The following is a 22,123-nucleotide window of genomic DNA, read 5'->3' on the forward strand; positions in this document are numbered from 1 at the left end:
ATGGGACGAAAGATTTTGATGATTGACAATTATGATAGTTTCACATACAATCTGGTGCACTACCTTGAGGATTTGGACTGTGAAGTCACCGTAAAACGAAACGATCAACTCACCTTGGACGAGGTGGAACCCTTTCATGAAATTGTGTTATCCCCAGGACCCGGAATACCGGATGAAGCAGGATTGCTCAAACAAATTATTGAGACCTATGCCCCCACCAAGCGAATTTTTGGCGTTTGTTTGGGTCAGCAGGCCATTGGTGAAGTTTTTGGGGGAAGCTTGGTCAACCTCGACCAGGTATACCATGGCATAGCCACGACAATTACGGTTTTGGATGAGGATATTATCTATCAAGATTTGCCCAAACAACTTGAGGTGGGACGTTACCACTCTTGGGTGGTCCATCCTGATTTGCCCGAGGAGCTCGAAGCAACTTCGGTGGATGAAAATGGGGAAATCATGTCCCTTCGGCATAAGACCTATGATGTATCTGCCGTACAGTTTCATCCTGAATCGGTATTGACACCCCACGGAAAACAAATGCTAAAAAATTGGTTGAAAAATGAAAGAAACGCTGAATAGACTCATTAACCACGAAATCCTTTCAAAAGAGGATGCGAAACAAATTTTGGTCAACATCGCCAAGGGGGATTACAACACTTCCCAGATTGCTGCCTTTTTGACCGTATACATGATGCGAAGTATAACCATCGAGGAATTGGAAGGTTTTCGTGATGCACTTCTTGAACTTTGTTTGGCCGTGGATTTATCAGAATACAATCCCATTGATCTTTGTGGCACCGGAGGGGATGGCAAGGACACTTTCAATATCTCCACCTTGGCGTCCTTTGTGACAGCTGGAGCTGGAGTAAAAGTCACTAAACATGGGAATTATGGAGTTTCCTCCAAATGCGGCAGTAGCAATGTAATGGAGTTTTTGGGCATTAAATTCAGCAATGAAGCCGACTTTTTGAGAAAGTCCATTGATCAAGCAGGAATTTGTGTGCTCCACGCACCTTTGTTCCATCCCGCCATGAAAAATGTGGCCCCTATTCGAAGGGAGCTGGCGGTAAAAACCTTTTTCAATATGCTAGGTCCTATGGTGAATCCGGCGTTTCCCAAAAACCAAATGGTGGGTGTATTCAATTTGGAGTTGGCCCGTATGTACGGTTACCTCTACCAAAACACCGATAAAAAGTTTACGGTATTGCATGCCTTAGATGGCTATGACGAAATTTCGTTGACCGGCGCTACCAAAACCATATCCAACGATGCAGAAGGCATATTAAATCCCTCGGATTTTGGAGTTTCCGATATTTCAGCAGACGCAATTATTGGTGGAGACGATGTAGCAGATTCCGCCAAAATATTTATGGATGTTTTGCAAGGCAAGGGTACCGAAGCCCAGAACAACGTAGTTTGTGCCAATGCCGGGGTAGCTATAGCCACAGTTGATGGAACAACTCCAAAAGAAGGTTTTGAAAAAGCCATGGAATCATTATTGAATGGTAAGGGATTGAAAGCCCTTAAAAGTTTACAAAAGTTAAGCGTTGCATGAACATTCTTGATAAAATAGTAGCCGATAAGCGGAGAGAGGTTGAATTGAAGAAATCTTTGATTCCGGCATCGCAGTTGATGCAATCGGTTATGATGGATAGAGAGACCCTTTCTTTAGCCAAACAGTTGCGAAAAAGTAGGTCGGGCATTATAGCTGAGCATAAGCGGCGTTCTCCTTCAAAATCTATCATTAATAATAGTTTGAATGTGGAGGATGTAACCGAAGGGTACGAGCAAGCTGGGGTATGTGGTATGTCGGTGCTTACTGATGGAAAGTATTTTGGTGGTTCTTTGGATGATTTACTGTTAGCAAGGGCGTCGACAAACATCCCCCTGCTACGAAAAGAATTCATCATAGATGAATATCAAATTTTGGAAGCCAAAGCGTATGGAGCGGATGTAATTTTGTTAATCGCAGCGGTGCTTTCCCGAAGTGAAATCAAAATCCTTTCGGAAACGGCCAAGGCCCTTCGGCTTGAGGTTTTGCTGGAAGTGCATAACGACACTGAACTGGAAAAATCCTTGATGCCAAGCCTGGATATGTTGGGCGTGAACAATAGAAATCTCAAGAACTTTGAGGTGAGTTTAGAAACCAGCAAGCTACTGGCCAGCAAGATACCCGATGATTTTGTGAAGGTATCCGAAAGTGGTATTGGCAGTATTGAAGCTATAAAAGAATTACGGCCTTTTGGTTTCCAAGGGTTTTTAATTGGAGAGAATTTTATGAAGACAGATAATCCTGGCTTAAGTGCACAAAAGTTTATAATGGGTTTGGAAAAGTAACAAAAATGTCATTTCGAACGAATGTGAGAAATCTAAAAATTGGATTTCTCAATCACTTCGCTCATTTCGAAATGACAAAGGACTGGAAATATGAAACTGAAAGTTTGCGGTATGAAATACAATCCGAAGGAAGTGGCTGAACTTCAGCCCAACTACTTGGGTTTTATTTTTTGGGAACCTTCTTCACGCTATTTTGAAGGGAGAATGCCCGAACTACCATCCAACATCAAAAAAATTGGTGTTTTTGTGGATGCACCTCTGGAAGAGGTAAGGGATAAAGTCAAAAAGTACAATCTCGATGGTGTTCAGTTGCATGGCAACGAGACCCCCGACTATTGTGAAAGACTTCGTCATGCTGAACTCGTTTCAGCATCTCATGATGGGGTTCCAGAACCTCCTTTACCCAAGAGGCAGCAAGTTCGGAATGACCCATTGGAAATCATCAAAGTGTTCTCCATGAAAGACGAATTCGACTTTTCCACTCTGACCGCATACGAGGAAGTCTGTGATTATTTTCTTTTTGATACCAAGGGAAAACTTCCTGGTGGTAATGGATACACTTTCGATTGGTCCATCCTCGTAGACTATCCTTCCACCAAACCTTTTTTCCTGAGTGGAGGCATTGGACTGGAGGAAGTCGAAAAACTAAAGCTCTTTTTGGAAAGTCCTGCATCAACATATTGCCATGCCATTGATGTCAACAGCCGTTTTGAAACCAAACCCGGCTTAAAGAACATCGAAAAACTATCAACATTCAAAAAATTGCTATTTGAAAACGAATCAATAAAAACTGAGAATCCATGAAAACATATCATGCTGATGAAAGAGGGTATTATGGAGAATTTGGCGGTGCCTTTATCCCTGAAATGCTCTATCCCAATTGTGAGGAACTTCGTCAAAATTATCTGCGAATCATGGTGGACCCTTCCTTTCAGGAAGAGTTCCATCAATTGCTTAAAGATTATGTGGGGCGCCCCACCCCACTGTATTTTGCCGAACGGCTTTCAGAAAAATATGGAACCAAAATCTACCTCAAACGGGAAGATTTATGTCACACCGGCGCACATAAGGTAAACAATACCATCGGTCAGATTTTAATGGCCAAAAAATTGGGTAAAAATCGAATTATTGCCGAAACTGGAGCTGGTCAGCATGGGGTGGCCACCGCTACGGTATGCGCTTTGGTGGGTATTGAATGTGTGGTGTATATGGGTGAAATCGATATTGCCCGTCAGGCACCCAATGTGGCCAGAATGAAAATGTTGGGGGCCGAGGTACGTCCTGCGCTTTCGGGGAGCAAAACTTTGAAGGATGCCACCAACGAAGCTATTCGCGATTGGATCAACAACCCAGTGGACACCCATTATATTATAGGTTCCGTTGTTGGACCTCACCCCTATCCAGATATGGTTGCCCGGTTTCAATCGGTGATTTCCGAGGAAATTAAATGGCAACTGAAGGAAAAAGAGGGACGTGAAAATCCCGATTATGTAGTCGCCTGTGTGGGAGGAGGAAGTAATGCAGCCGGGGCGTATTTCCACTATCTGGATAATCCCGATGTCGGCATTATAGCCGTCGAAGCGGCTGGTCGGGGCATCGACTCTGGTGAGAGCGCAGCTACCTCAGCACTTGGGAAAGTTGGTATCATCCATGGTAGCAAAACATTGCTCATGCAAACAGATGACGGTCAAATCACAGAACCCTATTCTATTTCTGCAGGATTGGACTACCCAGGAGTAGGTCCTATGCATGCCCACTTGTTCAAATCGGGTCGTGGGGAATTCATTTCTATTACCGATGATGAGGCAATGACGGCTGGTTTGGAGGTGTCGCAGTTGGAAGGAATCATCCCGGCCATTGAGACCAGCCATGCTTTTGCCATCTTCGATTACAAAAAATTCAAGCCTGACAATATTGTGGTTATCAACCTATCGGGACGCGGGGACAAAGACCTGCAGACCTACATTGACTATTTCAAACTTTAATCATGTCATTCCCACTGTAGTGAGAATAATTAAGTGAAATGAAAGAAAACCGAATAAAACAAAAACTTCAAGAGAGCAAAAAACTTCTGTCCATATATTTTACAGCAGGTTACCCTAATCTCAACGATACTGTTGGAATCATCCAAGATTTGGAAAAAAATGGGGTGGACATGATTGAAATTGGCTTGCCTTTTAGCGATCCTTTGGCCGACGGCCCTACCATTCAGGATAGTTCAACACAGGCACTCAAAAATGGCATGCATACCGAACTGTTGTTCGAACAGCTTAAGGATATCCGAAATACAGTTTCCATTCCATTGATTTTGATGGGCTATTTCAATCCCATGTTGCAATATGGCGTGGAGGACTTCTGTAAAAAATGTTTTGAAATTGGAATCGACGGCATCATTATGCCCGATTTACCTTTGGACGTTTACCAGGAAGAATACCAAGCTATTTTCGAAGAATATGGTTTAATCAATGTTTTTCTCATCACCCCCCAAACCAGTGAAAAGCGAATTAGAGCCATCGATGATGCCTCTGATGGGTTCATTTACATGGTCAGTTCGGCCAGTACCACAGGTGCCAAAAAAGGTTTTGGCGAGGAGCAAAAAGCCTATTTTGAACGAATTTCCAACATGGGACTCAAGAATCAGCAAATTGTCGGATTTGGTATCAGCAATGCAAGCACATTTCAGCAGGCTACGGAGAATACCAAGGGCGCCATTATCGGTTCGGCATTCATAAAACACTTGACCGCAAAAGGAGTGGGGTCCATTTCGGATTTTGTCGGTCAAATTCGCTAAATTCAGGTCCAAAACAACCCTAAAAACACGCTATGAAAAAATGGCTTCTCTGGACAGGTCTAATGACTTCCTTTTTTGTCCATGCCCAAGATTCGTTGACCCTAAAGTCCCAAGTTGCCAAATCCATTGAGGAACTGCAGGATTTTGTTGCCATTCCCAATGATGCCCTCAATGCAGATGATATTGATGACAATCTTATTTGGTTAAAGCGAAAGTTCGGGGAAAGAGGTTTTAATACCGCAGAACTGGAGACCGAGAATCTTCCCTTGTTTTTTGCAGCACTTCCTGTAGATGACACTAAGCCCACTGTTTTGATTTATATGCATTTTGATGGCCAGTCCGTAGATCCCTCAAAATGGAATCAACCCAGTCCTTACCAAGTTGTTCTGAAAAAACCCGATGAGGATGGTTTTGAAACAGTTCCGTTTGAAGAATTGAAGGATGATATTGATTACAATTGGCGCCTTTTTGGACGTTCAACCTCTGACGACAAAGGTCCAATTGTAATGTTTTTGAACGCCATCGACCTTCTGAACAAGGAAGGAAAGGAAATACCATTCAATGTGAAGGTCATTTTGGACGGAGAAGAAGAAAAAAGCAGCAAGCCCTTACCAAAAGCGGTGAAACAATATCGCGATTTGCTCGAAGCTGATTTTTTAATGATCACCGACGGCCCGGTACATCCATCAGGAAAGCCGACCTTAATTTTTGGGTGTCGCGGCATAACTTCGCTTACCATAACAACACATGGCCCCTATAAACCGCAGCATAGTGGTCATTATGGTAATTATGCGCCGAATCCTGGGTTTCAGTTGGCGCAACTTTTATCTTCTATGAAGGATAAGGACGGACGGGTGACCATACCTGGGTATTATGATGGTATTACTTTGGACGAAACCGTAATGGCGACGCTGAAAAGTGTTCCCGATAGCGATTCGGAAATTTCGCAGAAGCTCCAATTCAAATCACACGAAGAGGTAGGCAATTTTTATCAGGAAGCCTTGCAATATCCTTCGCTAAATATCCGAGGGCTTGGTTCTGGTTGGATTGGAAAAAATGCAAGAACCATTATTCCTGAAAGTGCCACGGCAGAATTGGATTTGCGATTGGTTCCGGAAACGGATGGAGGTCGATTAAAAGAATTAGTTAAAAACCACATTTCAGAACAAGGCTACCACATCTTAAACCATACGCCTTCCAAAGAGGAGCGTATGGTCCATGACAAAATTGTTACTGTGAGCGAAGGTAGTGTTACCGATGCTTTTCGAACGGATTTGGATAATCCATACGGAAAGTTCTTGCAAGAGGTGCTTAAGAAAACCTTTCAAGAAGAAGTGGTACGAATTAGGATAATGGGTGGAACTGTTCCCATTGCCCCATTCATCAATGAGTTGAAAATCCCGGCTTTTATTGTACCTATGGTCAACCCTGACAATAACCAACATAGCCCAAACGAAAATCTCCGAATTGGTCAGTTGGCTTATGGTATCCAAGCTTTTTATGGAGTTTTGAGTAGTTCAATAGACTAATAAACCCCAAGCAAAACGCATAGATACTCCATCAAACCTCAACGCTCTTAGAGAATTTTTTCCGATAGCCACTGGGCGTACACTGTATTTTTTCCTTAAATAATCTGTGGAATAAGGACATGCTGTTAAAACCACTGTCAAATGCAATGGTCTTAATGGGATTGGTAGTCTGCAACAGCAAATCACATGCCTTCTGGATTCGAACATCGCTCAATGCTTGTTTAAAGGTAGTACCCGTACTCTTTGCAAAAACCCTACAAAATGAACTATGGGTCATCCCTAGCTCACGCGCCACCTCATTGCTACTAAGGTTTCGATGGTATTCCTTTTCAATCCGCGCATAGACCTTTCTGACACGTTCCAAATTAAGGGAAGACACTGGGAGATGCTGTTTTTCGCTCAAAAAGCCATACTTCGATTCCGACATTAATTTCAATACTCGAAACAACACCAGTAACCGCTCTGTTTGGTTCAATCGAGGTAACTTTATCAGTTCCTTACCAATCTTCTGTAATGCAGGTCTTTCAAAATAGAGTCCCCGCGAGGCGTCTTGCAATAGTCCCAACACTTTCCGGAACTCACTAAAATACAGTCCCATTTGCTGAATTTTCTCTCCCTCGAATTGAACAACATATTCTTCAAATACCTCCGACTCAAAACCAGCGCTAAAACAATTATGGGGCAGATCAGCCCCTAAGAGCACCAGGTCTCCATCTGCAAATCGTGTTATGGTATTCCCCACAAATCTTCTTCCATTTCCAGCTGGCAGATAGACAATCTCATATGCAGGATGATAATGCCAAAATCCTCCCCCCCGATATCCTTGAGTTTTAAAGTGAAAAGCATGTACCGAAGCATTTTCAAGAGAAGAGATACGTTGTAGACTTGCCTTTTTCATATGCTAATTTAACCAGTATTGGAAGTAAATTAGACAAATTAAAGGATTTATTGGAACAAAAAATGGAATTTGTTTACGGGGAATCGTCGGAAATTTGACTTCTACAAAACTAAATCTCATGCGATATAAAACACTAGGTAAAAGCGGATTGATCACAAGTGAATTAACTTTGGGCACCATGCTTTTTGGAGAGAGCTCCGGAAGGGCGACCCCAAAAAAAGAAGCTTTGCAACTTGTAGACCATTATTTGGGAGAGGGCGGAAATCATCTGGATACAGCCGATGTATATGCTGGTGGCATTTCAGAAGAAATTATTGGAGAGGCTTTAAAGGGAAGACGTGACCAAGCCTTGATTGCGACCAAAGTCCGATTTCCAATGGGAGAAAACATCAATTCTGCCGGACTTTCAAGATGGCATATCATAAAAGGGGTGAACGATTCTTTAAAGCGTCTGAATACGGACCACCTCGATTTGCTTTATCTCCATTGTTGGGATCCTTTAACTCCTTTGGAAGAGACACTACGTGCTTTGGAAGACTTGGTACAAAGTGGAAAGGTGCGGTATTTGGGCCTATCAAACTTTAAAGCATGGCAGGCCATGAAGGCCCAAGGCTTATGTCATCAACTCAACCAAAATTATTTTGTAGCGGCCCAGTACCAATACAGTTTAGTGAAAAGGGATATTGAATATGAATTCTTCGATTTTATGGAAAGTGAAGGTTTGGGATTGGTGCCATGGGGACCCTTGGGAGGAGGGTTTTTGACCGGGAAATACAGGAAAGAAGGTCCTACTGATGGAAGAATTGCTTCCACAGGTGAAGATACCGAAGAATCCTGGGAGCGGCGTAGCACTGAAAAAAATTGGAGAATTATCGATGTTGTACAAGAGCTTTCGGAAAAACATAATTGCACCCCTACCCAAATTGCCATTGCCTGGATACTTTCCAAGAAGGTAGTTTCTTCTGTAATTCTGGGAGCGAGAACCTTAGACCAACTAAAGGACAATTTGAAAGCTAGTCGCATTCAACTGTCCGCAGAAGAAATTCAAGCTTTGGACCAAACTAGTGCCTTGGAGGAGTTATATCCCTATCGCATGATTGAGGCTTATGGAAAAAGGCCTTTGTAGCAATGTGCTTGTATAAAACCTACTACGATTCTTTTGGGTTTTTTGTAACAAAGCTGGGTAACAGTTTACTAATTTGGAGCGATAAGCAACCAAATAGCCCCATAAATGAAAGAAAGAATTATTGGAATAGACGTAGCGCGTGCCCTTGCCGTCATTGGAATGATTTTGGTGAACTTTAAAGTAGCGTTTGGGGACAAGGGAAGTTCATCCTTAAAGTTCATTCTCAGTCTACTCGAGGGCAAGGCAGCAGCAACATTTGTAGTTCTTGCGGGTATTGGGATTGCCTTTCTTTCCAAATCTGCAATAAAGGGTGAGAATTCTGAAAAATTAAAAAAAATCAAATCCCGTCTGTTAAAAAGGTCATTGTTCCTATTCGTTGTGGGCCTTGCCTATCTTCCCATTTGGCCTGCGGACATACTTCATTTTTATGGAGTATACATGCTTATTACCTTGTTGGTGCTGACATCCCGTAGAGGGAAAGTATTTGGGTTGGCCACTTTTTTGGTTGTCTTGTTCCCAGTGCTCATGCTGGTTTTCAACTATGACTTGAATTGGGATTACAAGACTTACGAATACGTAAATTTTTGGACCCCTTCCGGGTTTGTTTCCAATCTTATGTACAATGGATTCCATCCCGTTGTCCCCTGGTCTGCCTTCATGTTGATTGGCCTCTGGTTTGGAAGATATGATTTAAGAAACACTAAGTTTTTGGTAAAATCGGCTTGGCTAAGTTTTGGTCTTTTTGTGTTTATGATTGCCTTATCAAAACTTCTCATTTTGATGCTTTCTGAAGGAAGCGTGGAAACTCATCAAGAATTGCAGTATGCTTTGGGAACCAGTCCCATGCCCCCTTTACCAATCTATATGATTTCCGGAAGTAGTTTCGCCATTTTTATAATTTCAGTTTGCATACTAATAGCTAAGAAACTAAGAAGTAACCCCATAATCAATGCCCTGAAAAAAACAGGGCAATTGGCCTTGACATTCTATGTGGCACATGTAGTGATTGGTATGCTCCCTATCTATTTTTTGGGGCAAAAGCGTATGGGAAATTATTCAATTGAGTTTTCAACAGGCTATGCCCTAATATTCAGTGGAGCATGTATCGCATTCGCCATCCTATGGACGAAATATAAGCCCATCGGCCCGCTGGAAGGAATAATGCGAAAGATAACCGACTAAGTATTCTTACGTATATCCTAACTACGCTGAATTCCTGCTCGCATTAATGTTACCGTATAACGAACGGGTAATTATTTTTTCATAGATCTCCTTGAAATCGGACTCTTGTGAGACATGGAACAGTGCATTTTGCTGGATGACCAACAAGGGCAATACAATTTTTTCTCGAATCAATACCGATTCCCTAGAGACCGCTTCGTCTTCCATTAAAATGGAAGAGCCCGAAATTTCGAGCAAAAGCTTCTTGGAAAGCTCATATTCATCATGCAGAACATTCCAAAATTCACCAAATTCAGGGTCCTCTTTCATATAGCTGGTCAATCCGAAATTGGTCTTTGCCAATGACATCATGCTATTGTGCATAAGAGCTCTGAAAAAAGGCACTTCTTTGTAAAGGTTTTTAACTTCTTTGAGCTTGCCTTGATCTTTAAGGGTTTGAATAGCCGTTCCAATCCCAAAGTATCCAGGAACGTTTTGTTTCAATTGGCTCCACGAACCTACAAAGGAAATGGCCCTCAGGTCTGATAATTCCAATTGTTTTTTGTTTCCTCGTTTACCTGGGCGACTTCCAATGTTGGCCTTGGTGTAGTACTTCAATGTACTTCGGTGTTCCAAATAAGGAATAAACTTTTTATGTTCTTTTAGAGCCGTATACTTATCAAAACTTAACTCAGACAGTTCTTCTATCAACTTGCGCTGTGCTGCTGATATCACATGTTCCTTTCCAAAAAGGTTGTTGCTCAATCCCGCTGTAAGCAGCTGTTCCGCGTTATGAATGAATTGTTCTTTAGTGCCATAGGTGCTGGTTATCGTTTGGCCCTGTATGGTCAATTGAATTTCATGATTCGCTACATCTTTGGTCTGCGCAGCATAGAATCGGTGCGTCTTTCCACCTCCACGTGCAGGAGGTCCTCCTCGACCATCAAAGAAAATCGCTTTTATCCCATTCTTTTTGCAGACTTTGCTCAAAGTCTCTTTCGTTTTTAAAATTGACCAATTTGCCTTGAGATATCCTCCATCTTTAGTACCATCCGAAAAACCAAGCATTATGGTATGGGTGTCGTCCCTTCGTGCAAGATGCTCTCGGTATACCGGGGTATTAAAAAGGGTTTGCATTACAGTTTCGGAAGCGTCCATTCCCTTCATGGTCTCAAATAGCGGAATTATATCGAAGGATATTTCCTCAGCTTTCCATCCGCACCAACGAAATAGTCCGAATACAAAAAGAACTGAAAAGATATCTTCCGAATTACTGATAATGTATCGGTTACAACCCTCTTCTCCGTTCTTTAATTGAATCTCTTTTAATTGCTGAATATTGGCAATGGTATCTTGAACGATTTCTTCGGTAAAGTCGCTCGGGTTCAATGAAATTTCTTTTTCAAGAAGCCATGTTATCAACTCTTCTTGGGACAACTCGTCCAAACTTTCTTGGATGGCTCCTTCTTTCTTTAGAACGTTCTCCACCACCAAGTGATGCTTACTGTGGTCCTGTCGAATATCGAGGGTAGCAAAATGGGATTTGAAGATGCGGACTTTATTGATCAAGGTATCCAACTCATCTAAATAAAGACCATGGAAGTCGGAAACCAAAATTTCCCGTATCTCGGTCAATTTAGACAGTATTTCCTGATGGCCAATGATAAAACTAAAGTCGAACATGGCTCGATAAAGTGCTCCACTCAGCTCCAATAAGGGTGTTTGTATTGATTTAAAGGTCAACTTTCTCCGTAACTCCTTTAATTCGTTATAATAACACTTCATCAAAGTAGTACGGAGTTCGTCGGCCACCTGCATGGTAATTTCTGCCGTAACAAAGGGATTGCCATCACGGTCGCCACCCGGCCAAAATCCTAATTTGATAATGTCGTAATTCGCAAACTCCTCGTCTCGAATGTTGCTTTTTACATATTTAAAAAGTTCTCCTACAGCATCATAGTAGGTATGGCGCAGAATGTGGATGATATTTTTGGCCTCATCCAAAGGTGTAGGTTTCTTGGTATTTACCAGGGAAGTAAGCCCCAATTGCTGCAGAGTAATATCAATTTCGTTGACCTTGTCCTCATCTATGAGTCTACCCAGTTCTGCAATAATATCGAGAACAGAAGGTGTATAAAACTGGGTGGGGTGGGCGGTCAAGACAATTCTTGCACTAAAACTTGATAGTTTTTTGGCAATCTTATCCCAATTCTTGTTCTGGTCCACCAACTCAAAATAATCTCGAATCGACATGGAGTTGGTATATTTCTGTAGTCTTGGGAAAGCGGAGTCCTCAACACTATCGTACAAAACCACTTGTCGCTCCACATACTGTATAATTTTGAACATGAAGTCCAGTCGGCCTTTTTCGTCGGTGATGTCGGTAAAATTCTTGAAGAAGGTATCCAGTATTTCCTGCGGCTTTTTACCCGCTTGTAGTCCTTTCTCACATTGGTCCATTAATATTGGGACCAAGATGCCCACATTTTCAATATCTCGGTACGGCAAGTTCAAAAACAGACTGTTATAAATATTGAACTTGTTGGTTACCGATTTTTTAAACTCTTCTAATCGTTTTAGCTGCTGCATGTTGTTGCTTCTTGATAGGCATTTTAGCTCGCTAAATATCGGCATAAAACCCATATTTGCCCAGTTAAAGGCATTCAAATAACAATTTGTTGAGCCGAATCAATAAAACTAACAGCTTTGCGGTGGACCGTCGTTCTTTTTAAAGAATTCTAGGAGACTTCAAAAAAACTCCGGTATTGTTCCACTCGAAAATCAAAAGTGGTATAGGCCGGATTTTTCGCTTTGGCTTTTTTATAGTATTCGAGACTGCCAATGGCACGGTTGGCAGCCCCTGAAGGTGCGGTGAGCGAAACTGTTCTTATCACCCTTTTGGTCTCGGGAAGTTGGAACCGATAAATTCTTGGGATTTCATTGGAAACGGTTTCCAATTGAACATTGAATGGCTTTATATGCCTTCGGAAGAAGTATTCAGGTCCATTTTTGCTGTTCCCGCCAGTGAACAATAGGGTATCGATTTGTTTATATTTTTGAAGATAGCCAATGATATTGCGCAGTTTCGCATTTTGCATACCCAAATCACTGGCATCCACTTTTTCCCGTTCTGCACTTTCTACAATATCGCATACTCCAATTTTATGCTTCAGCAGAAAATTCTTCCTTTGTTGGGCAGCTTCGTTGGTGGTTTCATATTTGAGCTGTAATCCAAAGATTTTATCCAGAATTGGCCACAATAGACCATTACAACTTCCATAACAAAAATCAACATCCTCTTCCCTTAGCTCGCCGGTACTGAATCTTGGGGGTGGTAAGGTGCCGACAATAATCTTGGTCGCTTCAGGAAATAGAAAGGGTTTGTAAGGATGTTTGTGTAAAAACACAGGATACAAATTGAATGCTATCGAACAAAAACGGGTTGGTTCGGCTTAAGGGTGTGTTCTTGACTGAACAAATACCCATCGTAGTTGAAACCTTTTATATCGTCCATAGTCTTGGCATCGGTATCCAAAATATAACGTACCATGGAACCTCGAGCTTTTTTAGCAAAAAAACTGATAACCTTTAGGTTATCATTCTTCCAATCCTTAAAAATGGGTGTGATGACAGGGGCCTTAAGTGTTTTTTCATCAATCGCCCCAAAATATTCGTTACTGGCCAAGTTTACAAAAAGCTCTCCTTCCTCCATTTCTTCGTTCAAAAATTGGGTCAACTCCTTTTTCCAGAATTCATAAAGATTCTTCTTTCTGCCCACTTTTAAAGCTGTCCCCATTTCAAGGCGATAGGGTTGAATTAAGTCCAATGGCCTTAAAATCCCATAAAGTCCCGAAAGAACTCGAAGGGTTCCCTGTAAATCATCCAGCTTTTCCTCTGGAATGGTATAAGCGTTAAGACCTTGATATACATCTCCATTAAAAGCATATACGGCAGGGCGTGCATTTTCTGGGGTAAACGGAACTGAAAATTGTTGGTTTCGCTCCCAATTGAGTTCAGCAAGATTGTCAGAAATCGACATCAATTTAGCCAGGGCCTTGGGCTTTTTCTTTACCAAAACGGAGTTGAGTTTCTGGGATTGTTCCAAAAACATCGGTTCGCTGAACCTAGCAGTCGGAAGCTGGGTTTCAAAATCCAAGGACTTTGCCGGTGAAATTACAATTTTCATACGTGCATATTTTTAGTAAAAGTAAACAGGAAAACTGACTTTTTCCACGAAGGCCAAAAAGTGTTTTCAATATCGAAATTGAAGAAACCTATTGCTCTTTGTGCTTTGCATAATTGCGCCACTTTTCAATACAATCCACCATATCTTGAGGCAATTCTGAGTTAAATTGCATCTGCTTCCCGGTCTTGGGATGCACAAAGCCCAAGGTTTTGGCATGCAGCGCTTGTCTGGGCAACACCTTAAAGGCATTGTCCACAAATTGCTTGTATTTCGTAAACGTAGTACCCTTCAATATTTTATCCCCTCCGTAACGTTCATCATTAAAAAGCGTATGGCCAATGTGCTTCATGTGCACCCTGATCTGGTGTGTACGCCCTGTTTCCAACCTACAGGACAAGAGGGTAACATACCCCAATCGTTCCAGAACCCTGTAATGTGTAATGGCCTCCTTTCCTTGTTCCCCTTCAGGGAAAACGGTCATTTGAAGGCGATTTTTAGGGTTCCTTCCAATGTGTCCCTCGACAGTTCCTTCGTCTTCTTCGACGTTGCCCCAAACCAAGGCTACATATTCACGTTCACTACTCTTTTCAAAAAACTGTTTTGCCAAATGGGTCATTGCCGATTCGGTTTTGGCGATTACCAAAAGTCCAGACGTATCCTTATCGATACGATGGACCAAACCGGGCCTATCCGAACTGTTGTTTGGGAGATTATCAAAGTGGTACACCAAAGCATTGATCAAGGTTCCGGAATAATTTCCATGCCCGGGATGAACCACCATTCCCGCTGGTTTGTTGACAACCAAAAGTGTATCATCCTCATACACTATATTAAGGGGAATGTCCTCTGGAGTCAACAAAAACTCATAGGGTGGGTGCTCGAACATCACCTTGACCTCGTCGCCAGCTTTTACACGGTAATTTTGTTTTACAATGACCTCATTTACCCAAATATGGCCCTGTTTGGCGGCCTGTTGAATTTTATTTCGGGTGGCATTCTCAATAAAGTTCATTAAGAACTTGTCAACCCTTAAGGGTTCTTGACCCTTGGCCGCCACAAAGCGATAATGTTCAAAAAGTTCATCTTGGGATAAATCGGAATTTTCAGAAGCTTCCATCCTTATTGCGAATCAGCCTGAACCCTTGCCTTTTCGGGAACGGTTCCATTGCCACAAATCAATTCGATTTTCGAGGTTTTGGGCAATTTGTCGCCGGGCTTAATATATTTTCCTTTATGTCGCAACCGATATACCATATCCCTACCAAGCTCATCGATATAGGTGACGCGCTGTACATCCAATCCTACGGCGCGTAGCATAGAGGAGGCATTGCGCTGTGTCACCTGAATAATATCGGGTACGGTCACTTTTTTATATCCTGAGGGATTTACGGTAAAATAAATTTTTCGATTGGCCTTTACCTTGTTTCCTGCAGGCGGGTCCTGTTCCAGTATGGAAAATCGCGGATATTCGGGATTGTAATTCGAGGAATCCAATACTTGATAACGCAGCCCAGCATCCTCTACTGCCTTCCGCATTTCCATGACCGACATTTTTGAAAAATCGGGCACCTCCACAAACTCACCGTGGTTCGTAGAACCCTTCAGCCACTGCAATAACAAATAGCAAATAAGTATTGTGGCCACTAAGGCAAGGCCCAATTGCAAAAGGAAAACCTTGCTTTTTAAAAAGCTCAGAAAATGTTTCATGCGCTGTTCTTGAAGGAACAAATATAGGAAAGCCGCAGCTTTTTTCTTTACTTTGGAATCGCCATATTCGACAACCGGATGAAAAAGAACATCGCCATTATAATGGGCGGCCACTCTAGTGAACATGATATTTCCATAAAAAGTGGCAATGTAGTTTATCGACATCTAAGCCGCGAAAAATATCAGATTTTTAGGGTTCATATCACAAAAGAAAAATGGGTTTATTGGGATGACACAGAGCAAGAGCATCCGATAGACAAATCAGATTTTAGCGTAATTGTTGATGGGTCAAAAATTCATTTTGATTGTGTATTCAATGCTATTCATGGTACCCCAGGGGAGGATGGTTTAATGCAGGCTTATTTTGAACTTCTGGGTATTCCCCAAACGAGTTGCGATCATTATCAAGCAGCCTTGACTTTCAACAAGCGCGATTTGCTGAGCACGCTTAAACCTTATGGCATCAAATGTGCAAAATCGCATTACCTAAATTCGGGTGATGCTATCAATACAGGGGAAATCATCAAAAAAGTAGGATTACCCTGTTTTGTAAAAGCCAATAGGGCAGGCAGTAGTTATGGCATTTCCAAAGTCTACAAGGAAGAGGATTTGGAAAAAGCGGTTCAAAAATCCTTTCAAGAAGATGATCAGGTGCTTATCGAATCCTTTTTGGAGGGGACGGAGGTTTCTGTGGGGGTGATTACCTATAAGGGTAAAGTAAAAGTACTCCCCTTGACGGAAATTGTTTCAGAAAACGATTTTTTCGATTACAACGCCAAATATCTGGGCCAATCCCAAGAGATTACCCCAGCCAGAATAACAGCTACGCAAGAAAAAAATGTAGTCCAGCTTGCCGAGAAGATTTACAAAACCCTAGGTTTAAAGGGTTATACCCGCAGTGAATTTATACTGTTGGAGGATGAACCCTATCTGTTGGAAGTAAATACCACACCCGGACTTACCGAAGAGAGTATATTGCCCCAACAAGCACAGGTCGCTGGTATTGGCCTCGAAGAATTGTTCGATAGTGCCATTGAAGAAGCGTTACGTTAGAAAATCTGTATTTTTAGACAAACTTTCCACTAATGAGGCGTGCAATTTTCCCTGGTTCCTTTGACCCCTTAACCCTTGGCCACTATGATATTATAAAAAGAGGGGTCACACTATTTGATGAACTGCTTATCGCCATTGGAATAAACGCCGACAAGCAATATATGTTCACCTTGGAAGAGAGGACCCGCTTTATTGAAGAGGCGTTTAAGGACGAGCCCAAAATAAAAGTAGTCACCTACCAAGGGTTGACCGTTGATTTTTGCAAAAAGGTAGGGGCCGATTTTATCCTTAGAGGCCTCAGGAATCCTGCTGACTTTGAATTCGAAAAAGCCATAGCGCATACCAATCGAAAACTTTCGGAGATAGAAACGGTCTTCTTATTGACTTCTTCTGGAAAATCTTACATCAGTTCTTCCATCGTAAGGGATGTGATCCGGAACGGCGGGGATTATACAGGCTTGGTACCAGAAACCGTAAGGGTCAGCTCCTAGAATCAACCACCATTCACCCCAAGATTTCGAATTTTCGACTACAAAACCCCGCATTTTAACCCAAAAACAACAGGTTTTGGGTCCTTCACAACATTAAATACTCATGTAAGAGCATTACTTTTAATTTAGTAAGAAATTTCTTAACATATCCTAAATCTTAACCTCAATTTTGAAGACTTCCCAAGCAGGACTTATTCCATATCCTATTCAACAACTTCCAGCAGCCACAGCTTTAGTGAACTCGGATTTTGCCTTGGTTCAAGCATCCGATGATTGGTATGCCTTATTTGGTATCCCTCAGTCCAAAAAATCAAAAGTGCCAATTTTTGACTTTTATGAAGGTCACGAAAGGTGTTCCAAAGAGATTCTCCAACAATACTTGGTGGGAAATGATGTTCGAACCATACGCCATGGTAAAAACATCGGTGACAAACAGGTGTGGCTCGAAAGCATCTTTGCTCCCTGGCTCGACCAAAAGAAAAATGCACAGGGAACTATTATCCAAGTTCGCGATATTTCGGAAGATGTTGAAAAAGATGCAGAACTGGAAAGAATGAACAATCTGCTCAATGCAACCTCAGAAGTGGCTAAAATTGGCAGTTGGGAGTACGACCTAGTTACCGAAAAACTCTCGTGGTGCGAGATGACCAAGAAAATACACCAAGTTCCCACTGACTACAAACCTTCGGTAGCCGAGGCCATAGAATTTTATAAACAAGGGTATAGTAGAAACAAAATTTCTATGCTCTTTCACAATTTAATGAGTGAAGGAGGGTCCTTTAATGAAAGATTACAAATCATCACCAAAAAAGGTGAAGAAAGATGGGTGGCTGCAGGAGGTAAAGCCATTACCCAAGCTGGAAAAATCATTAAGATTTTTGGCACCTTTCAAGATATCAACGAACAAATGCTGGCCGAAAAAAGAACCCGCGAAAGCGAACGTTTGTTGACCACCTTGATAGACAACCTTCCCATAAATGTCTTTATAAAAGACAAGGATTCAAGGAAGATATTGGTCAACAAGGCAGAATGCGACTATTTGGAAGTCGATGCCAAACAACTGATTGGAAAAACCGATTTTGACCTATACGACCCAAATGTGGCACAAAAATCAAGAGATGAGGATTTAGAGGTGATACGCACCTTAAAACCCATGTTGGCCCAGGAAACCATAAATGTTCGCAAAGATGGGAGTATCACTCATTTTTTAACCTCAAAAATCCCTCTTTTGGATTTGGATGGGAATGCATACGGTCTCATCGGTATGAGCTTGGACATTTCCAACCTCAAACAAAAGGAAGAACAGCTGCGAAATCTTATCAATGTTACGGCCATACAAAACAAAAAGCTTATCAATTTTGCACACATTGTTTCTCACAACCTAAGATCGCACAGTGCCAATTTTTCTATGCTTCTGGATTTTCTTTCCAAGGAAAATGACGAGAAAGAAAAAACCCGAATCATGAAAATGTTGCTTTTTGCTTCGGACAACCTCATGGACACTCTTGAAAATTTGAATGAAGTTGTGGATATCAGTACCAACGTAAACTTGGATAAAAAATCCATAAACCTCCTTAGCAGTATTGAGCGTGTGCAACAAAACCTATCGGCATTTTTAGAGAAATGTGGTGTTACGGTAATCAAGTCTGTTGACAAGAAGCTCAATGTCCTCAGCGTTCCTGCCTATCTAGAGAGTATCATTCTGAATTTGATGACCAATGCCGTCAAATATCGGGCTCTTGATAGGGCACCCAAAATTGTTATCAGTGCACAAAAACAGGATGGATTTATTGTGTTTTCAATAAGTGACAATGGCCTCGGGATAGATTTAAAACGTTATGGGGATAAACTTTTTGGGATGTACAAAACCTTCCATGACAATAAAGATGCAAGAGGTTTGGGCCTTTACATCATAAAAAATCAAATTGAGGCCATGGACGGAAACATTACTGTAACAAGCGAGGTAGGAAAGGGTTCTACGTTTAAGGTAAACTTCAATGACCAAACTCAATAGCATTTACATAATTGATGACGATCCCATAACCGTTTTTGGCATAAAGAAAATGTTGAAAACCATCGTGGAGTGTCCAAATGTGAAGACCTTTGAAAACGGGAAACTCGCCCTAGATCAAATTATGGATGAACTTAGGAAGGGAATTCAACCTCCTGAGGTAATCTTTTTGGACATTAATATGCCCATTATGGATGGATGGGAGTTTCTGGAAGAATTATTGAAATTGGACATCAAAGAGAAAATCATCATTAATGTGGTGACTTCCTCTATTGACACTTCGGATTATCAACGATGGAATAAGTTTAGAATCAATTGCTTACACTATCTTAACTATAAGAACAAGCCTATTTTCAGCATTGAACCCACAGATTTGAAAAGAATCAACTTAGCTTCTTAAATATTATATTCCCTATTTTTGATTTTCGGAGGTAGCGTACAAACTACCTTTTAAATAAAAATCATCGACCTTGAAATACATTACGTTCTTAGCGGTCATGTTTTTAATGTTCTCCTGCGAAACCAAGCCTGAAGAGGAGGTGGCTACATATCAAACCACCTTTGAAAGGTCTGAAGGCCTAGAAACGGCCACTTATCAGGAAACCATTGACTTCTACATTACCCTTGCCAAAGAATTCCCTGAGATTCATATTCAGACCATAGGTGAAACCGACAGCGGATTGCCACTGCATGTAGTGACTTTTAATCCGGATGGAGACTTTAATTGGGAAAATGTCCGCAATGACAAAGTCATTATTTTGATCAATAATGGTATACATCCTGGGGAAAGTGATGGGATTGATGCCACTATGCTTCTTTATCGTGATTTGGCCACTGAAAAAATGGCTGCACCAAAAAATACGGTCTTGGTCACCATCCCCATATACAATATAGGCGGAGCCTTAAACAGAAACTCAACAACCAGGGTAAATCAGAATGGACCAAAAGAATACGGTTTCCGGGGAAATGCCCTTAACTACGACCTTAACCGTGACTTCATTAAAATGGATACCAAAAACGCAAAGACATTTACCCAGATATTTCATTTGGTGCGCCCTGACGTCTTTGTGGATAACCATGTAAGTAATGGAGCTGACTACCAATATACCCTTACTCATCTGTTCACCCAGCACAACAAGTTGGGGGGAGAATTGGGCAAATACCTCCATGAAGACTTTATGCCCGATTTCGAAAAGAGGCTTTTAGATAAAAATTGGGACATCACCCCATATGTAAATGTATTCAATAGACCCCCAGAGTTAGGCTTTCAACAATTCATGGACCATCCCCGTTATTCAACTGGCTACACCAGCCTCTGGAATACTTTGGGGTTGATGGTCGAAACCCATATGTTGAAACCTTACCGCAAAAGGGTCAATGGAACCTATCAGTTGATGAGTACTCTACTTACGCAAGTGGAAAAAGAACACAAAACTCTAAAAGACTTCAGAGAAAATAAGGGCATCGAAAGATCAGCCTACTATTTTAACTGGCAGGTAGATACTACCCAACATACCACACTTAATTTTAAAGGGTACGAAGCTTCTATGATAGATAGTGAGGTTACCGGTTTGCAACGACTAAAATATGATCAAGACAAGCCGTTCACTAAAAAAACAGAATACTACAACTATTTCACTCCCCAAGATACTGTACAAGTACCCGCGGCATATTTGGTGAAGAAAGGCTGGCATAGGATTATTGAACGTTTAGATGCCAACGCAATTCAGTACCATTTAATGAAGAAGGACACTATCCTAGAGGTAGAGTCCTATAAAATTGTTGAATTCGAAACTCGCAAGAGTCCCTATGAAGGACATTTTCCTCATTTCAATACAAAAGTGGAAAAGTCAGTTGCTCCCATCACCTTTTCAGAGGGAGACCTCATAATCCCGACCGACCAACCGGGTTTTCGATATTTGATGGAAACTTTGGAGCCACAAGCGGAAGATTCTTTTTTTAACTGGAACTTTTTTGATACCGTCCTACAACAAAAAGAAAACTTTTCTCCCTACGTATTTGAGGACATCGCCTTGGAACTATTGACCAAGGATTCTGTGCTCAGAAACAACTTCTTGGCGAAAAAAGAATTTGACGAGGAATTTAAGCAAAACTGGTATGCGCAATTGGATTGGATACACAAGCACTCAAAATATTTGGAAGCTTCATATAGGCAATATCCTGTTTATCGGATTGCCAAAGGAAGTGCGGCAGAGGCTATGATTCCTTCGGATTAGGCCAATTTTTAAACAATACTTTAATGTTAAAGTATGAATTCTCCAATGCCTTTTTGGTTTTTTTGCGGCCCTTCCATTTTACCTTTTGGATGCCCTCATCAATTTGACCTTGCAATTCACCGTCATAATCAGTAGTCATGGCAAACCAATGCACCACCTTTAAAATATACTCACCATTTCTTCGGAAAATATGATAGGTTGTCCTTAAAAAACGGTCAATGGTCAAACCTTTCACCCCTGTTTCCTCCTCTACCTCTCGAATAGCGGCTTTTTCAATGGATTCTCCCTTGTCCACCTTTCCTTTGGGCAAATCCCATTTATTGTTTCGATAAATAAACAGAACCTTCCCTTTCGGATTGGTCACAAATCCACCACCTGCAACCACAACTGGAATTTTATGCTTAAAAACCTCCAATATTTTGGTCTCATCGGGATGATAGATGTACGCTGTTTTCAATTTGCCCTTGGCCAATGCGGTTATGGCCTTTAAAATGGAATCACTTTCCATGGAAAACAAGTTTCCATTGGCTTTTTCTGGGCGCTCATTTGTTAATACCAAAGGAGATTCATTAACAAAAACTTTATACATTTGC

The 22,123-nt window shown here is 41.6% G+C and carries 21 protein-coding genes; 14 read left to right on the forward strand and 7 right to left on the reverse strand.

Annotated elements, in window-relative coordinates; genetic code table 11:
- The 7 genes from EW142_RS08460 (at window position 1) to EW142_RS08490 (ending at window position 6,660) form a co-directional block, all read left to right on the forward strand.
- Complete coding sequence (locus EW142_RS08460; protein WP_130612651.1) at window positions 1-582, forward strand: anthranilate synthase component II; 582 nt, start codon at window positions 1-3, stop codon at window positions 580-582.
- Window positions 563-1,558, forward strand: a complete 996-nt coding sequence (gene trpD, locus EW142_RS08465) for an anthranilate phosphoribosyltransferase (RefSeq protein WP_130612654.1) — start codon at window positions 563-565, stop codon at window positions 1,556-1,558. The genes EW142_RS08460 and trpD overlap by 20 nt, the downstream gene beginning before the upstream one ends.
- Window positions 1,555-2,340 carry an indole-3-glycerol phosphate synthase TrpC gene (gene trpC, locus EW142_RS08470; RefSeq protein WP_130612657.1) on the forward strand — a complete coding sequence of 262 codons (786 nt, stop codon included), beginning with the start codon at window positions 1,555-1,557 and terminating at the stop codon, window positions 2,338-2,340. Before trpD ends, trpC begins: the two co-directional genes overlap by 4 nt.
- A 90-nt stretch (window positions 2,341-2,430) precedes the next feature.
- Window positions 2,431-3,144 (forward strand): phosphoribosylanthranilate isomerase, encoded by a 714-nt coding sequence (locus tag EW142_RS08475; RefSeq protein WP_130612660.1) that lies wholly within the window; start codon window positions 2,431-2,433, stop codon window positions 3,142-3,144.
- Entirely contained in the window at window positions 3,141-4,325 is a 1,185-nt protein-coding gene (trpB, locus tag EW142_RS08480) for a tryptophan synthase subunit beta (protein WP_130612663.1), read from the forward strand. Before EW142_RS08475 ends, trpB begins: the two co-directional genes overlap by 4 nt.
- Before the next feature lie 38 nt (window positions 4,326-4,363).
- A complete protein-coding gene (trpA, locus tag EW142_RS08485; RefSeq protein WP_130612665.1) occupies window positions 4,364-5,131 on the forward strand; it encodes a tryptophan synthase subunit alpha in 768 nt (255 codons plus the stop codon).
- 32 nt (window positions 5,132-5,163) lie between these two features.
- On the forward strand, window positions 5,164-6,660 hold the full coding sequence (locus EW142_RS08490) for a M20/M25/M40 family metallo-hydrolase (protein ID WP_130612668.1): 1,497 nt from the start codon (window positions 5,164-5,166) through the stop codon (window positions 6,658-6,660).
- A 31-nt stretch (window positions 6,661-6,691) separates the two neighbouring features.
- Here the strand turns inward: EW142_RS08490 and EW142_RS08495 are convergent, their stop codons facing one another.
- Window positions 6,692-7,558 carry a helix-turn-helix domain-containing protein gene (locus EW142_RS08495; RefSeq protein WP_130612671.1) on the reverse strand — a complete coding sequence of 289 codons (867 nt, stop codon included), beginning with the start codon at window positions 7,556-7,558 and terminating at the stop codon, window positions 6,692-6,694.
- Window positions 7,559-7,676: 118 nt separating this feature from the next.
- On the opposite strand from EW142_RS08495, the gene EW142_RS08500 reads away from it, so the two are divergent.
- Both EW142_RS08500 and EW142_RS08505 read left to right on the forward strand, forming a co-directional pair.
- The gene (locus tag EW142_RS08500; RefSeq protein WP_130612674.1) at window positions 7,677-8,684 is read left to right on the forward strand and encodes an aldo/keto reductase; all 1,008 of its coding nucleotides are present in this window, start codon (window positions 7,677-7,679) and stop codon (window positions 8,682-8,684) included.
- Window positions 8,685-8,789: 105 nt separating this feature from the next.
- Complete coding sequence (locus tag EW142_RS08505) at window positions 8,790-9,866, forward strand: DUF418 domain-containing protein (RefSeq protein ID WP_130612677.1); 1,077 nt, start codon at window positions 8,790-8,792, stop codon at window positions 9,864-9,866.
- A 21-nt stretch (window positions 9,867-9,887) separates the two neighbouring features.
- On the opposite strand, the gene EW142_RS08510 is transcribed toward EW142_RS08505, so the two are convergent.
- The 5 genes from EW142_RS08510 to EW142_RS08530 form a co-directional block, all read right to left on the reverse strand.
- A complete protein-coding gene (locus EW142_RS08510) occupies window positions 9,888-12,434 on the reverse strand; it encodes a phosphoenolpyruvate carboxylase (RefSeq protein ID WP_130612680.1) in 2,547 nt (848 codons plus the stop codon).
- Between the two features lie 149 nt (window positions 12,435-12,583).
- Window positions 12,584-13,252, reverse strand: coding sequence for a uracil-DNA glycosylase family protein (locus EW142_RS08515; protein ID WP_130612683.1), 669 nt, complete (start codon window positions 13,250-13,252; stop codon window positions 12,584-12,586).
- 17 nt (window positions 13,253-13,269) lie between these two features.
- Window positions 13,270-14,031, reverse strand: a complete 762-nt coding sequence (gene yaaA, locus EW142_RS08520) for a peroxide stress protein YaaA (RefSeq protein WP_130612686.1) — start codon at window positions 14,029-14,031, stop codon at window positions 13,270-13,272.
- An 88-nt stretch (window positions 14,032-14,119) separates the two neighbouring features.
- Window positions 14,120-15,148: an RluA family pseudouridine synthase gene (locus EW142_RS08525; protein WP_130612689.1), complete on the reverse strand. Its 1,029-nt coding sequence runs from the start codon at window positions 15,146-15,148 to the stop codon at window positions 14,120-14,122.
- Window positions 15,149-15,150: 2 nt separating this feature from the next.
- Window positions 15,151-15,738: a PASTA domain-containing protein gene (locus EW142_RS08530; protein ID WP_130615630.1), complete on the reverse strand. Its 588-nt coding sequence runs from the start codon at window positions 15,736-15,738 to the stop codon at window positions 15,151-15,153.
- A gap of 78 nt (window positions 15,739-15,816) precedes the next feature.
- On the opposite strand from EW142_RS08530, the gene EW142_RS08535 reads away from it, so the two are divergent.
- The 5 genes from EW142_RS08535 to EW142_RS08555 all read left to right on the forward strand — a co-directional run bounded on the left by EW142_RS08535 (window position 15,817) and on the right by EW142_RS08555 (window position 21,530).
- Complete coding sequence (locus tag EW142_RS08535; RefSeq protein ID WP_130612692.1) at window positions 15,817-16,791, forward strand: D-alanine--D-alanine ligase; 975 nt, start codon at window positions 15,817-15,819, stop codon at window positions 16,789-16,791.
- A 32-nt stretch (window positions 16,792-16,823) separates the two neighbouring features.
- Window positions 16,824-17,282, forward strand: a complete 459-nt coding sequence (gene coaD, locus EW142_RS08540) for a pantetheine-phosphate adenylyltransferase (RefSeq protein ID WP_130612695.1) — start codon at window positions 16,824-16,826, stop codon at window positions 17,280-17,282.
- A 169-nt stretch (window positions 17,283-17,451) separates the two neighbouring features.
- Window positions 17,452-19,296, forward strand: coding sequence for a PAS domain-containing sensor histidine kinase (locus EW142_RS08545; protein ID WP_240740188.1), 1,845 nt, complete (start codon window positions 17,452-17,454; stop codon window positions 19,294-19,296).
- The gene (locus EW142_RS08550; protein WP_130612700.1) at window positions 19,280-19,693 is read left to right on the forward strand and encodes a response regulator transcription factor; all 414 of its coding nucleotides are present in this window, start codon (window positions 19,280-19,282) and stop codon (window positions 19,691-19,693) included. The genes EW142_RS08545 and EW142_RS08550 overlap by 17 nt, the downstream gene beginning before the upstream one ends.
- A 70-nt stretch (window positions 19,694-19,763) precedes the next feature.
- On the forward strand, window positions 19,764-21,530 hold the full coding sequence (locus tag EW142_RS08555) for a M14 family metallopeptidase (protein WP_417935776.1): 1,767 nt from the start codon (window positions 19,764-19,766) through the stop codon (window positions 21,528-21,530).
- Here EW142_RS08555 and EW142_RS08560 read toward each other — a convergent pair.
- Window positions 21,511-22,119, reverse strand: a complete 609-nt coding sequence (locus EW142_RS08560) for an NUDIX hydrolase (protein WP_130612703.1) — start codon at window positions 22,117-22,119, stop codon at window positions 21,511-21,513. The genes EW142_RS08555 and EW142_RS08560 overlap by 20 nt on opposite strands.
- Window positions 22,120-22,123: the final 4 nt, after the last annotated feature.

It is taken from the genome of Flagellimonas allohymeniacidonis, from assembly GCF_004296335.1.
Taxonomy (GTDB): Bacteria; Bacteroidota; Bacteroidia; order Flavobacteriales; family Flavobacteriaceae; genus Flagellimonas; species Flagellimonas allohymeniacidonis.